Source organism: Weizmannia sp. FSL W8-0676 (assembly GCF_038593015.1).
GTDB lineage: Bacteria > Bacillota > Bacilli > Bacillales > Bacillaceae_C > Weizmannia > Weizmannia coagulans.
The window spans coordinates 1,077,436-1,090,956 of sequence record NZ_CP151954.1 but is presented as its reverse complement, the minus strand read 5'-3'; the positions used below and the strand labels follow the sequence as shown (position 1 = coordinate 1,090,956).

Genomic DNA, 13,521 nt, shown 5'->3' with positions numbered 1-13,521 from the left:
GTACCATACCTTTTTTCACGGAACAATAAGGAAAGGCCGCGGATTGCGGCCTTATCACGATTTATGCGGAACAGCTGCAGCTGCCGCCGGTTCCGCAGCCGCCGGAACAAGAGGCATCAAAAAACGGATTTCCGGTCGGCACTTTTATATGTTCAGAAACAGATTTGCCAATCATCAGGCTGATTTGGTCGAGCAGATCCTGGAGGGCATTTTCCGCCCGCCTGAATCTTGCGACGTTCTCATCCAGATCCATTTCCCTCTTGGCTTCCCTTGTTTCTTTGTTGATGCGTTTATAATCCGGGTGATACCTGCCAAAGCGCTGGACTTCCTCAAACTGTTCTTTCAGGCGCGCAAATTTCCGGATTTTCTGCTGTGTGGCGGGATCATGATACATCCTGTTATAGCAGTCCCGGTAATTTTCGGCAATATCCGAGGCAATGACCATTTTTGCCAGTGCTTCGGCTTCAGACAAAATTTCCGCGCTTTCCAATGTTGCAAGCAAAAAGCTCACCTCCACATGATGATTTTACCATGTTTCCGCAAGCTTTGCGAATTTGCCCGATCAGCTGGTGATAAACGAACTTCTCCTACGAAGGAAGACTCGTCAGACCCCAATGAAGAATCGATCAACCAGCAGCATATTTAAAGAAGCAACGAAAGAAAAGCTGTCAAACAGAAGCTTTGTGCCGTTGTTCGAAAAGGCATAGCAAATACTTTTACACATAGCATAATAAGAGCTATTTTTTGCATCGTCCTTATTCGTGGACTCCATCAGAAAACACTTTTTTCTAAATATTTTCTTTAATCCAGTCGTCTAAATCAGTTAGATCGTAGGATTTTTCTATTTGAGTTAATAATGATTCCAATGTTATAGCCGTCATTGTTGATTTAAGTGTATCTTCAATATGGTCCATAGCTTTAGAAATAGCACATTTTTGAATTTCAGATTTGTCCTTATTTAAGAACCTAGCCAATAAATTTTGGCTAGCAAATACTTTTCCGCGGCCCTCAACAGCAACAAAAATTTTATAAAAATCAATTTCTTCGAGTGGGGTAGCAAGCGAGAAGCCTCCAGTTTTACCAGGCGAAGATTTGACAAGACCTTCATTTACCAATGCTTTAATGATTTTCTTGAGATAAGAGTGAGAAACTCCAAGCCTTTCACTAAGTGCAAGAGAGTTAATTGCCTTATTTTCAGGCAATCTCGACAAAATCAGGAGAACGTAAATAGATTGTTCCCAACCAGATGAAATTTTCACTTGATATTCCTCCTAAATAGTATTATTATTTCTATTAGGGACAAATAATATACCCGTTATAACTTATAGTCCCATCACATCTACTATATCATATTGGTTCATTTTGTACATGAAAGGAGGGAAAGAACATGGCAAAGTCTAAAAATCAAAATTTTTTGATTGCTATCCTACTTACAACCATTTTTATGGGTTCATCATTTCCAACAGGAAAATATCTAATTTCCGTTGAACATGTACCACCGTTTTTATTGGGCGGTTGGAGATTTCTTCTTGCTGGAATCCTGATGTTATTATGGTCCCTAATAACTGGTGGGTTTAAGACACTTATCCCGGAAAGTGCGGGAGATAAGAAAAAAGGTTTTCTACTTGTTGCTGTGATTGGGCTCCTACAGACAACGGGGACAATGGGATTTCTCAATCTTTCAATGGCAGCTGGAGTTTCATCGTCCATGTCATCCATTATTCTGTTTACAAATCCTTTATGGTTAGCTGTAATGGCACACTTTATGCTAAACGATAAATTGAATCGTTGGAAAATGATTTCATTGATTTTAGGTATTGCAGGAGTGGTCGTATGCTTGGGGTTAGATAGTAGCGGAGCGGGGATTGGCTTACTCTTTGCATTGCTTGGTTCATTCTGTTGGGCTGTCAATACAGTCATTACGAAGAAAGTTCCTTTTGATAAAGGATCATGGATTTTCACAGCTTGGCAACTATTGCTTGGAGGACTATTCATGCTTATCTTATCTCCGCTTATGCATGAAAGCTATAATCCCACACATATCAGCAGTTGGGGATGGATTTGGTTTATATGGATCATTATTCCTGCAAGTGTTGGGTCATTTGGTTTATGGTTTTATAGCCTACATCAGAGAGGGGCAACTATCGCAAGTGGTTTTCTATTTTTAGTTCCTCTCTTTTCAACTATTTTTTCGGTCATAGGTTTGCATGATCAATTTTCTATTCAGCTTGTTGTAGGTGGCTTATTAGTTGTTTCATCCTTATTCTTTTTAAATAAGAAGGAGGTTAAACAGTATGGAGGTCGGAAATGGGATTATGGTAAATAAAGGGCATGAGGCTCGTTTTCTATTTGAGTAATTTTTAAAGTGAATTAGAGGCCATTACTGAGCATGCCAGAGCTTTGGGGGATGAAGTTTTTACCAAGATAAAGGGTTTTGGTTTATTACTTTTAGAAAAAGTACCAATATTTTTCAAATTGTCTCATATGCTTTTAACTATTTATAGGAGGTCACTAGAATGGTTGTTAAAGTTGGGATTAACGGCTTCGGTCGTATCGGTCGGTTAGCATTTCGGCGTGCGCAAAATATGGAAGGAGTAGAAATTGTTCAGGTCAATGATTTGACTGACCCTGCAATGCTTGCACATCTTCTCAAGTATGACTCAACTCAGGGTCGTTTTGATGGTACTGTTGAAGTAAAGAGGGACGGTTTTCTTGTTAACGGTAAATTTGTCAAAGTGACTCAAGAAAAAGATCCAGAGAAAATTGACTGGGCTAGTTCAGGTGTCGAGATCGTTCTTGAGGCAACCGGGCTCTTCACAACTCGTGAAAAGGCTGAAAAGCATCTGCATGCTAATGGTGGTGCAAAAAAGGTCATCATCACAGCACCCGGTGGAGCTGATGTCAAAACAATAGTATTTAATGTTAATCATGATACATTGACAGGGGAAGAAACAGTTATCTCTCCCGGCTCATGTACGACAAACTGTCTTGCTCCCATGGCTAATGTTCTAAATAAGGAATTTGGAATTAAGGTCGGAACAATGACCACTATTCATAGTTATACAAGTGATCAGATGATTCTTGATGGTCCACATCGGAAGGGCAATTTCCGCCGTGCACGTGCAGCAGCGATTAATACCGTACCAACTACTACAGGTGCAGCGAAAGCAATTGGTTTAGTAATACCAGAACTAAACGGCAAACTCCAAGGGCATGCACAACGTGTTGCAACTCCTACTGGTTCATTGGCTGAACTTGTGACTATGCTTGATAAGAAAGTAACTGTGGATGAGGTAAATACCGCTATGAGGAATGCAGCTAATGAGAGCTTTGCTTACAACGAAGACCAAATTGTTTCAAGTGACATTATTGGAGATACTCACGGGTCTATCTTTGATGCCACTCAAACGGAAGTGACATCTTCGGGTGATTTTCAATTAGTCAAAACGGTTTCTTGGTACGACAATGAAATGTCCTTCACAGCACAACTGATTCGCACGCTAGAATACTTTGCCAAAATAGCTAAATGGTAAATGTAAAATGGTGGGGTCGTATAGTCAATTTGTCATTAGTCCTAATGAATTGACTATACGACTGCATTTTTAGTGAGAGAATGAACGACACCTGCCTTACGAATTTTATCCTTTCTTCTTCGGTGAAAAGCACCGCTTCGATGCCTCAAGCATCTCTGTACTATGGTTTCTGTTAACCTTTCACGACAAATCTTGTTCAACCCCATTGCCCCCAGACCTCTTACACCTTCCGACACGTTCTTCGCCTTGTCTCTCCGGTCAAAAATGCGGCCCAGTATTTCAACATATACGAACGGAATTTCTTGAGGCTCTTTTCATCCATCATGTGCTTTCGTGTGTATCCATACGATCAGCTGACAGAAATATAAAACTGTCTGTGAATGCCTAGGCGGGCGCCTGTGCTTTTGTCCACTACTTCCAGCTGCACTGTATGTACCCCTTTTTCAAGCCCTTTTACAACAAATGCAGCCGTATTGTACTCGCCTTTCCATACACCATCCACATAGACTTTGATTTTTGCCGGTTTGGCATGCCGGCTGCCTGAAAAGGTGACGCTTGGAATCATACATTCCACAAACAGATCCCGGTCTTTTACAAAATACCGGACTGATGCCTGGTTTTCTGCCACGGAAGCAGCATCCGCTTCCCGCTGCTCTTTACGCGGCATATGCCCGCTGCAGCCGGCAAACAGCAAACATACAGCAAGGAATCCTGCAGCCATTTTCATTTCGATCACTCCTTGCGGTTATTTTCCGCAAGAAAGCGCTGATTTACTCAAAAAAGGCAAATTTTTTCGGAAATCATCCTTGTTCATAGATGGACTGCATCATATGCATCATCATTTGTGCCATTTGCAACCCGTTTGCAAACTTTTCAACCCGCTGCGGAATCGTTTTCTGGTAATAATGGAGCGCGGCAATTTGAAACTGCTCCAGTTCCTCGGGATGCCTTGACAATTTCCGGTACCACGCCGGCTGCTCCCTTAAAAAAGTTTTCCATTCGTTCGACTGCCGGATGACTTCCATTACTTCGTTCCGCATATGTGCAGCTCCTCTCTAGTCTTTTCTGAATGAAAACGGGCCCTTCGGCTGGGGAGCCTGGGATTGTGGCGTCTGCCCCCCTGTAAACTGCGTGATCACATTTTGGACGGCGGCAATCGCTTCCGTCAAATGCTGCAAGTGGCCCTGAACCTGTGCTGGATCCAGGTTCTCGAGCATCGCGCCGAGCTGGTTCAGCCAGCTGCTTCTCCCGCCCGTTTTTTCCTTCGTTTCACTGCCTTCTGCCGCGTATTTTTCCCAGACCGGGTCGTCTTCGCCCAGTATATACCATTCTTCAAAGAAATCCTGTAAAGACTTTTTTCCGCCCCGGACTTCTTTTAAAATCAAAGGATGGGTTTTTGTAAAAGCTTTAAACTTTTCTACGGAAGGATGCAATTTTTTCGTTCCCATTTCCGCTCACCCCGCGAGAAGACATTTTTTTCGAACGTTGGCTTTCTGTTACGTTCACATACCTTCCTCATATCCAGCATATGCCGGCAGCAAGCAGGTGTGAAGGTTTTCATTTCCCGTGAATTTTGATACGATATGGGTATGCTTTTAAAAAAAACGCGTTAAAAGAGGTATCAGGAGATGAAAGAAGAAATACACCATACTTTTGAAAAAGTGGTCCAAGCGGCAACGGAAGAAGACTTAATCGTATTGCAGCAAATGTTAAACGGACTTTCCAATAAACAAGCCGGGAACGAACGTACATATTTCAAGGATCTCTTTTTGATGGAAGCGGACTTCGACGGGGAAGAATGCGAGGTGACCATTCCAGTTACGCCGTTACTCTACAATAACTTTTCCATCGTTCACGGCGGTGTAACGGCAACCCTGCTTGATACAGCAATGGGCGTGATGGCAAATCGCCTGTTGCCGGCGGGTCAGCAGGCTGTTACATCCAGTCTCACCATTCATTATATTGCCCCTGGGACGGGAAGCCGCTTAAAAGCGAAGGCAAAGGTAATCCATCGCGGCACGCAAACGATGGTGCTGGAAGGCACTGCTTTTCGGGATGACGGGACAAAGATCGCCCATTGCACGGGTTCTTTTTTCATTTTGAAATGAGAAGCCGGAAATACCCTTCCAAAAGCCCCGGGCAGCCCGCCTGCCTTATATGCATACATCAGCCGGACCCCTCTCCAGCTTGAGCTGGAACGGTATCCGGCTATGGTGCCTTCATGAAATCCTGGGTATAGTATTTCTGGTACACCCCGACGCCAAGATGGGTGAAATCTTTCTCCAGCAATGTTTTCCGGTGGCCTTCTGAATTAAGCCATCCCTCCACCGCAGCCGGACCATCCGTATAGTGGGCGGCAATATTTTCCCCAGCCGCAGCATAAGAAACATGCCCATTCTTTAATCTTTCTTTTAAGTCTCCATATTTGGGGGAGACATGCGAAAAATAATGGTCGTCAGCCATGTCTTTGCTGTGATTGTACGCCACTTCGGAAAGAGCTGTATTCCAGGCCAGTTTTTTTAAACCGAATCGTGCCCTGACAATGTTTGTAAGGTCAAAAATTTGCCTGGCGTTCGCCTTTTCTACGTCAACCCATTTCGGATCATCCTCCGGAACGGATTCGGGCAATTCTCCGTGGTACACCATTTCATAAGGATGCAGCATCGTCAGTGTGTTTTTATCCATAAAACGGATAAACAGCAATTTGCCGCTGAACTTATCAAGCGCCAGCTGGGCATAGATATCCCCAAGACGGACAAGCGGGCGGATATTCAAATCTTCTTCCGACAATTCAAAACGGTATGTGCCTTCATTTGTTTGCACCGTCATATCCGTATCCATTAAAATGGAACTGTAAATTTTTTCTACATTTTCTCCAATCTCAAACGGGGCTACGTCTAAACGGGTTCCGACAGCGTAAATGGTCGTAACCTTGCCGTTTTTGACGCCTGCCTGAAAGTAACCGGTCGATTTTTTCTTATAAATCCACCAATCATAACCATATGGAGACGGATCCACCCTTTGTGGTTTTCCGAAATGTGTGGTCAACGTTTTCACAGGTTTCCCGATATATACCGACATGCCATGATCCGGACGGCTGTACGTTTGATCCTTGCTGTGGTCATGAATGTCAGAACTGTTATCCATTTTCTTGTTAGAGGAATGGTTTTGCAGTACGCCGTTTTCAGGACGAAGCTGGACATAAAGTCCGATCAGAAATATGATCACAAGGATCGCGGCTGTTTTTAAAAAGGTACGCAGGTGACTTCACCTCTCTTGATGTTCCGTAAATTTTTTCTCCTTTAATTCATTTTATTATATATTTTACAGTTTTAAGCAGAAAAGCACCAATTTTTTCAATCACCTCCTCGAAGGGCAGCCGGTTTTTTTGCCGGTATGAACATTTGCATTGCATAAATGTTTGTATTCAGATAAGATAAAATTGAAAGATTTTAATTGCGCGGACGGGAGGGGTATTTTTGCGGTTTGATGACACGGGTTTGGAAAATATGAAAGTGGATCTGACGCGGCTGGATGATGTAATGGAGCGGCACAAGATGGTACGTGCCGGGCAATGGGATTATGAACGCGTCACATATGATAGAAAATTTACGATTCAGGAAGGCACCTATTATCTTCGCGTGCAGGGAGTTGCAACCGAGGGGGATGTGGATTCTTTTGATGCCGTGATTCAGTTAAAATCAATAAAACAATCGGAATAATGGTCCATAAGATTTCAAGCTTATGATTCCCCGCTACCTGTTTTGGAATGGATTCGTCCCCTTTTTTCCGCCTGAACCGTATGAGAACGGCAAGGAAAACGGCGAATACGACAACCATGACGAACACCATAATCCAAACGCTCCACATCATCAAATCATACTGCTTCCGGGCCACTTCACCGGCAGGATCAAGCGCCGACAAATATGGCTTGCCGCAGCCCGAAAGCGCGGCCATAAACAAAGTGACAATAAAAAGCAAACTCCCCTTTTGTAGCCGCTGTTTCATCGCTCTACCAATCCCCTCTTTCCTGTATCTTTCTGTCAGAACAAGGATGCAATCTATTGGATTTCTTTTGCAAGAGCCCTTGCCAAAATGCTATATCCCCTGAAACTGTAAGCAGTCAGACAATTAAAGGTCGTTGATTTATTCCACTAAAGAAAAAAGACGTTTGTAGGAACATTATGACAAATGTAAAAATAAATTGTGAGTTTTTGATTTTAATGGGGTAAATTTATTTATTATAAGTGTCTAAATTTTTCCACTTTGGTCGGTTTTGGGCGGGTTTCAATAGATTAAGCTACTCATTCCTGTGGTAAATATTGTAAAACGGAAAAGGATGATTTTTTTGAAAAAAAAGAGCCATGAAAGCCACTCCTTTGTTAAGATATAAGTACGACCAAATATCCAGGGAGTGATTTCATGACTATTTCTATTCTAACACAAACCAGAGACTTTTCAATACAACAAAATTTGATTCCCCACAATTGGCAAGACTATGCCGATATACCATTTGTCATTCCAGCCATGTGTTTCCCATGGGAGATTTTTAAGCCGATTGAACGAGAATACTACACCCTTTTATATTTGCACCTAAAAAATGAAAGAGCACATGATCCTTCTAATGAAATACAACCGGCACTATTTTCAATAACGGAGGAAGAAGACAAGTCTGCGTCTTCATTATTTCGTCCCTCTCCCGCAGGGAGAAAACCGCATCCTTTCATGCCCTTTTTTCGTGCTTTTGAACTGGCCTCTTTACAGTATATTGAAGTGATGGTGGAGAGTGTCTATTTGCAAGTGAAATCAAACCCGCTATTTGCCACCATGTGTGGATTTACGGAGAAAATTCCGAGCTACCGTTCCTTTGCTCGTTTTGATCAAATCATGACAACAAATGGTCTTTGGGAAAAAGCCCGGCTATTGGTTGTTGAATATAATAAAGGGGAAGGCGTGGTTGAAACGAATGAGGAAGCAGCCGCCGTGGATACATCGCATATAGAGGCAGAAGCAACCTTGAATAAAACAAGGAAGACGTGTTCTTGTGAGGGTAATTGCGATTGCCCCAGAGTCCTTACGGACGACAATGTAGGGGTAATGCGTAAAAGTAATGCAGTCTCCTATATTGCGCATAAATTATCAATGGTATGCGGGGTGAGATCCGGTTTGCCTTTGACGCGGGAAGTATTTAAAGGAAATACACCCGATGGGAAAACATTAGAACCGACATTGGAAACGTTTAAGACAGAGCACCCCGAGATGGCTGAGCAGTTGAGCTTTATCCTGGCAGATGGAATCTACCAAACGCCGGAAAATCAAAAAGTGACAAAGGATGTATTACAGGCGAAATTGGTGGCACCGATCAATCCACGGAACCGTAAAGATAAACCAACTACCGCCCGAGGGATTGAAAAAATCAACCGGTACGGCACTCCCATCTGTATCAGTGGGCATAAAATGGAACTTAGAGGATCTGATCGGGAAAAGGGGCAATATATTTACACTTGTCCTGTATTTCATCCAAATGCCAAGCAAGAAGGTCTCACCTGCCCGCTAGCGAATCACGCGGAATGTTGTAATGGGGCAGCACAAGGAAGAGTATTTAGGATAGACTTTGATCAAACGCCTCAAGTAGATGTCGAGTTGCCTCAACATGGGCGCACATTTGAAGTGTTATATAGTGCCAGGACGATCATCGAAAGAATCTTTGGCATTCTAAAAGACGGATACAGTCTCCGTCGTGTTCACAAGCGTGGGAAACAGGCAGTTGAAGCTCATGTAGATCGATGCATGATATCTATGCACATCATGGCAAATATGGCGTACCATCAGACAGGAAAGGCCAATTGTGGATGGACACGCAATCGGCTGCAAAGAGCAAATTAAGTTATTCACAGGTGGATATGTGAATAAATAAAATGAGCGTTTCCTTTCCACAAAGGGTAGTGAAAAAAACCCATTTTGTGAAGGCGGGATACGTATGCCCTTTTTTTGAAGGAAAATGACCGTTTTACTTCTATTGAATTGAAAATCTGGATGAAAAGGCAAAAAAACCGGGATAATTAATTTTCCAGAGCCTCGCTCAAGGGTATATTTTTATTTTGGCAGAGGCTCCAAGAAAGAACTCCCTTTAGAAAAGCGTAGCGATCACCATTGCTACAAACAAGATCGTTAAATAGTTCAGCGAATAAATAAACATCCATTTCGCCCATTTTAAATCATTTTTCATTTTAAAACCGGACAGGCTTAATGCCAGCCAGCCCAGATTAAACAATGTCGCAAGGATGATAAAACCAATGCCGAGCGGTTTCAGGAAAAACGGCACCGGAATAAGCAGCGCCACCCATATAAGCATATGCCATTTCGTGATTTGAAACCCTTTGACAACCGGAAGCATCGGAATGCCCGCTGCCCGGTATTCTTCGCATTTTTTCATCGCAATCGCATAAAAATGCGGCGGTTGCCAGATAAACATAAGCAAAAACAGCATCCACGGCACAATCCCGAGATGCGGGTCAACAGCCGCCCAGCCGATCAGTGGGGGAACAGCGCCGGCGAAACTGCCGATCACGGTATTGCTGACAAGGGTTCGTTTTGACCACATTGTATACAGCACAACATAGCTGAATGCGCCAAACAGGCCGATCAGACCCGCCATTGGGGTGGTCAAAAACAATAGCAGCGTGCCGAAAGCCACAAATCCGAGGCCGATTGCAAGCACTTTCGCGTTTGAAAATCTGCCCGTAACCGTCGGCCTGAAATTTTTGCTTTTCATAATCGCATCAATATCCTGGTCATACCAGTTGTTCAGGCTGCACGACCCGGCGACAATCAGTGCAGTTCCCGCCATCGCGAGGAACATAATGTCCAGCGACTGCAAAAAATGCCTGTTTGTCAGTTCCAGCGCAAGCCACATTCCGGTAAATGCCGTAATTAAATTTGAGTTTACAATTCCAATTTTAATCAAAGATAAAAAATCTTTAAACGCAGAGGCGTCTGCAGCTTTCACCCTTGTTGTCGTATTCATCGTCCGACTATCTGCCACGATAGCCCCTCCTTCCAATTGTTCAAAACCCTTCAAAAAAAATGCCCTTACACGCTGCCTGCGGATTCCCTTTGCAAATGTTTTTACGATGCCAATAAGGAAAACGGTATACTACAACTATAATCCATCTTTTCCTTTTTGGCTATTAATCAAAACTGTATGTAACGGTATTGCCCTGCTAAGATCATTTATAAGTTTTCCAGCATGCAAATATGTGGAATTCCGGAATATACCTGCCTACATAATATTTAATCATAAATTGCCGCGAAGGTGTGATATTTTCGACACATTTTTATGGCAAATTTGTGTCATGGGAAATAAATATTTTTCCTTCAGGCTGTTTTACGATAAGATGATAGTTAGAAGCACCTTGCCGAACGGATTTTCTACTATATGAACGGTTGCAATGATGCGGGACTGTATGTTGCATTTGCGGCTGCTGATACATGTTTACAAATGAGATTAAAGAAGGTGGAACAATTGCGCACAACTTTAAAATGGCTCGGGGTAGTGACAACTTTATCGATGATGGTGGTTTTAATTGGCGGGGCACTTGTCACCAATACCGGTTCAAGCCTTGGCTGCGGCCGCCAATGGCCGCTTTGCAACGGCAAAATTTTCCCTGATCCGCTCACTGTCGAGTCGCTGATCGAGTGGCTACACAGATTTTGTACGGGCATCGCATCGTTTCTTGTCTTTGCGCTTGCCATTTGGTCATGGTTTGCAATCGGCCATAAAAAAGAAACGAAATTTTTATCCATTATTTCCGTCATTTTTCTGCTTTTGCAGGCATTTCTCGGCATGGCGGCAGTCGTCTGGGGTTCATCCGATCTTGTGATGGCGCTCCATTTCGGCGTCTCTCTCATTTCGTTTGCGTCCGTGCTGATGCTGACTTTGATGGTATTTGAATGGGACCAGAAATTTGACGCAGGCAGGCTTGTCCTTGAAAAAAGCATGAAACGGCATACGATCGGCGTGACCGTTTACAGCTTTATCGTCGTCTATACGGGCGCGCTTGTTCGCCATATGAACGCAAGCCTTGTTTGCCGGGATTTCCCATTTTGTGTGAACAGCGACCCTTCCCTGCCCGGAAACCGGTACGAATGGGTGCAGATGGGCCACCGGACGGCGGCACTCCTCATCTTTGTCTGGATTGCTTATATCACCTTTAGAGCCGTAAGACATTATCAAAACCAGCGTGTCATTTACTGGGGATGGATCATTTCGTTCGTGCTTGTCTGCCTGCAGGCTGTGTCAGGCGCCATGGTCGTTTTTACGAGGATGAATCTTACTTTCACCCTCCTGCACGCATTTTTCATTTCCTGCCTGTTCGGCGTGTTATGTTATTTGAACCTTGTTGTCGGGAGAGTAAAACAATTTGCCAAAAGCAAAGACAGCCTTCCGCTGAAAAAAGCCCGGGTCCGCTGAGTTCCGAAAAAACAATAGTGCCGCCTGTTGCGGCCTGAAAAATAAAAAAGCTGTCCTGTTGCAAAACAAGGCAGAAAAGGGCTTACGCAAGATAAGCAGAAAAGGCGCAAGGCATAAAACCTTGCGCCTTTTATTTTAGCCTCTGCTTTATCTCTGCCGCGCGCCTGTTTTTTTTCGTTACGGCCTTGAATAGACCTGATACGGCCTCCGGTTTGCATCATCCGCTTCCTGCGGCTTTTCCTGTTTGTGTCTATACTTTTCCTCATACTTTGTAAACATGCCCACATTAACCAGAATGCCGAGTGAAAGGGACAAAATCAGAAGCGATGAACCGCCGTAGCTGATAAACGGCAATGTCACCCCCGTAATTGGAATCAGGCCGCAGACGCCGCCCAGATTGATAAATGTTTGGATGGCAATCATGCCGGAAATTCCGATGGCAAGCAGGCTTCCGAACTGGTCTTTTGAATGGATGCCGATATATATGCCGCGCAGCACAAGGTAGCAAAGCCCGCCGATTACAAACAGGACGCCAAAAGCCCCGAGTTCTTCGGCAATAATGGCCATAATAAAATCGGTATGGGGCTCCGGAAGATAACCGAGTTTTTGGATGCTTTCCCCGAGCCCCTGCCCTTTCAGCCCGCCAGACCCGATCGCAATATAGGAGTTTACGAGCTGAAGGCCTTCCCCGCCTTCGTTCTGAAAAGGATTCAAATAGCCTGTAAACCGTGCGATCTTAACCGGCGTAAAGATTTTGTCCTTTTCCAAAAAAAGAAACGGCGACAGCAGGACGGCAAATGCAAGACCAAGCCCAGCCAGCTTCAGCATGGTTTTCAGGCGCATGCCGGATGCAATGATGATCGTGCAGCCAATCCCAAAAATAATGGTCGCCGTCCCGATATCCGGCTGGATCGCAACCAGGAAACAAACAACGATAAGGAAGATCAGCGGCGGGACAACCCCTTTGTTGAAGATGTCAATGTATGCCTGTTTCTTGGCATACACGGCGGACAGGTAAATAATAATCGCAACCTTCACAAATTCCGATGGCTGCACGGAACTGGAACCGAGCCGGAACCAGCTTTGCGCGTTGTTCGATGTATGGCCGAAAATAAACAGCGCCAAAAGCCCGAACATCGACCCGCACATCAGCAACGCAAGGAATTTTTTGCTCGCGTATAGTTTATACGGGAGAAAAGCCGTGACGGTAAACGCAAGGAGAGCAAGGGCCAAATTGATTTTCTGCTTGTTGTAAAAATAGGCGCTGTCCATCCCGTAACGCTGCACTGCAATCACCATGCTGGAACTGTAAATCATTACCAAACCGAATAAGCAAAGAAGCAGGTAGACAATGATGACCGAGTAGTCGAATGATTTTAAGATTTTTTTCAGCATAGAAACCTTCCAATCCGTAAAAACTGCAACATTCTTGATAAAAAATATTCTACCGTTTTAAAAAAACTCCTGCCGTTATTTTTAAATTATAACATCTTTTTCGCCGGCCGCCATTGCCTG

General features: G+C 43.9%; 13 protein-coding genes and 2 pseudogenes. 6 read left to right on the top strand and 9 right to left on the bottom strand.

Annotated features, from left to right (window positions below; genetic code table 11):
* Positions 1–61: 61 nt before the first annotated feature.
* Together NST20_RS05240 and NST20_RS05235 are read right to left on the bottom strand one after the other, a co-directional pair.
* The gene (locus tag NST20_RS05240) at positions 62–502 is read right to left on the bottom strand and encodes a YlbF family regulator (RefSeq protein ID WP_014095583.1); all 441 of its coding nucleotides are present in this window, start codon (positions 500–502) and stop codon (positions 62–64) included.
* A gap of 286 nt (positions 503–788) precedes the next feature.
* Complete coding sequence (locus NST20_RS05235) at positions 789–1,259, bottom strand: Rrf2 family transcriptional regulator (RefSeq protein ID WP_342400213.1); 471 nt, start codon at positions 1,257–1,259, stop codon at positions 789–791.
* A gap of 128 nt (positions 1,260–1,387) precedes the next feature.
* Between NST20_RS05235 and NST20_RS05230 the strand changes: the two genes are divergently transcribed.
* Positions 1,388–2,326 carry a DMT family transporter gene (locus NST20_RS05230; RefSeq protein ID WP_342400212.1) on the top strand — a complete coding sequence of 313 codons (939 nt, stop codon included), beginning with the start codon at positions 1,388–1,390 and terminating at the stop codon, positions 2,324–2,326.
* Between the two features lie 190 nt (positions 2,327–2,516).
* Positions 2,517–3,533 carry a type I glyceraldehyde-3-phosphate dehydrogenase gene (gene gap, locus NST20_RS05225; RefSeq protein ID WP_342400211.1) on the top strand — a complete coding sequence of 339 codons (1,017 nt, stop codon included), beginning with the start codon at positions 2,517–2,519 and terminating at the stop codon, positions 3,531–3,533.
* A 349-nt stretch (positions 3,534–3,882) separates the two neighbouring features.
* On the opposite strand, the gene NST20_RS05220 is transcribed toward gap, so the two are convergent.
* The 3 genes from NST20_RS05220 to NST20_RS05210 form a co-directional block, all read right to left on the bottom strand.
* On the bottom strand, positions 3,883–4,260 hold the full coding sequence (locus NST20_RS05220; RefSeq protein WP_326241790.1) for a hypothetical protein: 378 nt from the start codon (positions 4,258–4,260) through the stop codon (positions 3,883–3,885).
* Positions 4,261–4,333: 73 nt separating this feature from the next.
* Positions 4,334–4,573, bottom strand: coding sequence for a YlbE-like family protein (locus NST20_RS05215; RefSeq protein ID WP_328229499.1), 240 nt, complete (start codon positions 4,571–4,573; stop codon positions 4,334–4,336).
* 15 nt (positions 4,574–4,588) lie between these two features.
* Entirely contained in the window at positions 4,589–4,981 is a 393-nt protein-coding gene (locus tag NST20_RS05210) for a YlbD family protein (protein ID WP_014095586.1), read from the bottom strand.
* Between the two features lie 180 nt (positions 4,982–5,161).
* Between NST20_RS05210 and NST20_RS05205 the strand changes: the two genes are divergently transcribed.
* Positions 5,162–5,641 carry a PaaI family thioesterase gene (locus tag NST20_RS05205; protein WP_342400210.1) on the top strand — a complete coding sequence of 160 codons (480 nt, stop codon included), beginning with the start codon at positions 5,162–5,164 and terminating at the stop codon, positions 5,639–5,641.
* A 100-nt stretch (positions 5,642–5,741) separates the two neighbouring features.
* Here the strand turns inward: NST20_RS05205 and NST20_RS05200 are convergent, their stop codons facing one another.
* A complete protein-coding gene (locus NST20_RS05200; protein WP_017552183.1) occupies positions 5,742–6,761 on the bottom strand; it encodes a CAP domain-containing protein in 1,020 nt (339 codons plus the stop codon).
* 251 nt (positions 6,762–7,012) lie between these two features.
* Here NST20_RS05200 and NST20_RS05195 point away from each other — a divergent pair.
* A pseudogene (locus NST20_RS05195) lies at positions 7,013–7,237 on the top strand (YugN family protein); the annotation flags it as partial.
* On the opposite strand, the pseudogene NST20_RS05190 reads toward NST20_RS05195, so the two are convergent.
* A pseudogene (locus NST20_RS05190) lies at positions 7,230–7,541 on the bottom strand (cytochrome c oxidase subunit II transmembrane domain-containing protein); the annotation flags it as partial. The pseudogenes NST20_RS05195 and NST20_RS05190 sit on opposite strands and share 8 nt — an antisense overlap.
* 414 nt (positions 7,542–7,955) lie before the next feature.
* On the opposite strand from NST20_RS05190, the gene NST20_RS05185 reads away from it, so the two are divergent.
* Positions 7,956–9,419 carry a transposase gene (locus NST20_RS05185; protein WP_342399478.1) on the top strand — a complete coding sequence of 488 codons (1,464 nt, stop codon included), beginning with the start codon at positions 7,956–7,958 and terminating at the stop codon, positions 9,417–9,419.
* Between the two features lie 244 nt (positions 9,420–9,663).
* On the opposite strand, the gene cyoE is transcribed toward NST20_RS05185, so the two are convergent.
* Entirely contained in the window at positions 9,664–10,578 is a 915-nt protein-coding gene (gene cyoE, locus NST20_RS05180; RefSeq protein ID WP_061574861.1) for a heme o synthase, read from the bottom strand.
* A gap of 480 nt (positions 10,579–11,058) precedes the next feature.
* On the opposite strand from cyoE, the gene NST20_RS05175 reads away from it, so the two are divergent.
* On the top strand, positions 11,059–12,006 hold the full coding sequence (locus NST20_RS05175) for a heme A synthase (protein ID WP_061566750.1): 948 nt from the start codon (positions 11,059–11,061) through the stop codon (positions 12,004–12,006).
* 177 nt (positions 12,007–12,183) lie between these two features.
* On the opposite strand, the gene NST20_RS05170 is transcribed toward NST20_RS05175, so the two are convergent.
* Complete coding sequence (locus tag NST20_RS05170) at positions 12,184–13,401, bottom strand: FtsW/RodA/SpoVE family cell cycle protein (RefSeq protein WP_013858936.1); 1,218 nt, start codon at positions 13,399–13,401, stop codon at positions 12,184–12,186.
* Positions 13,402–13,521 lie beyond the last annotated feature (120 nt).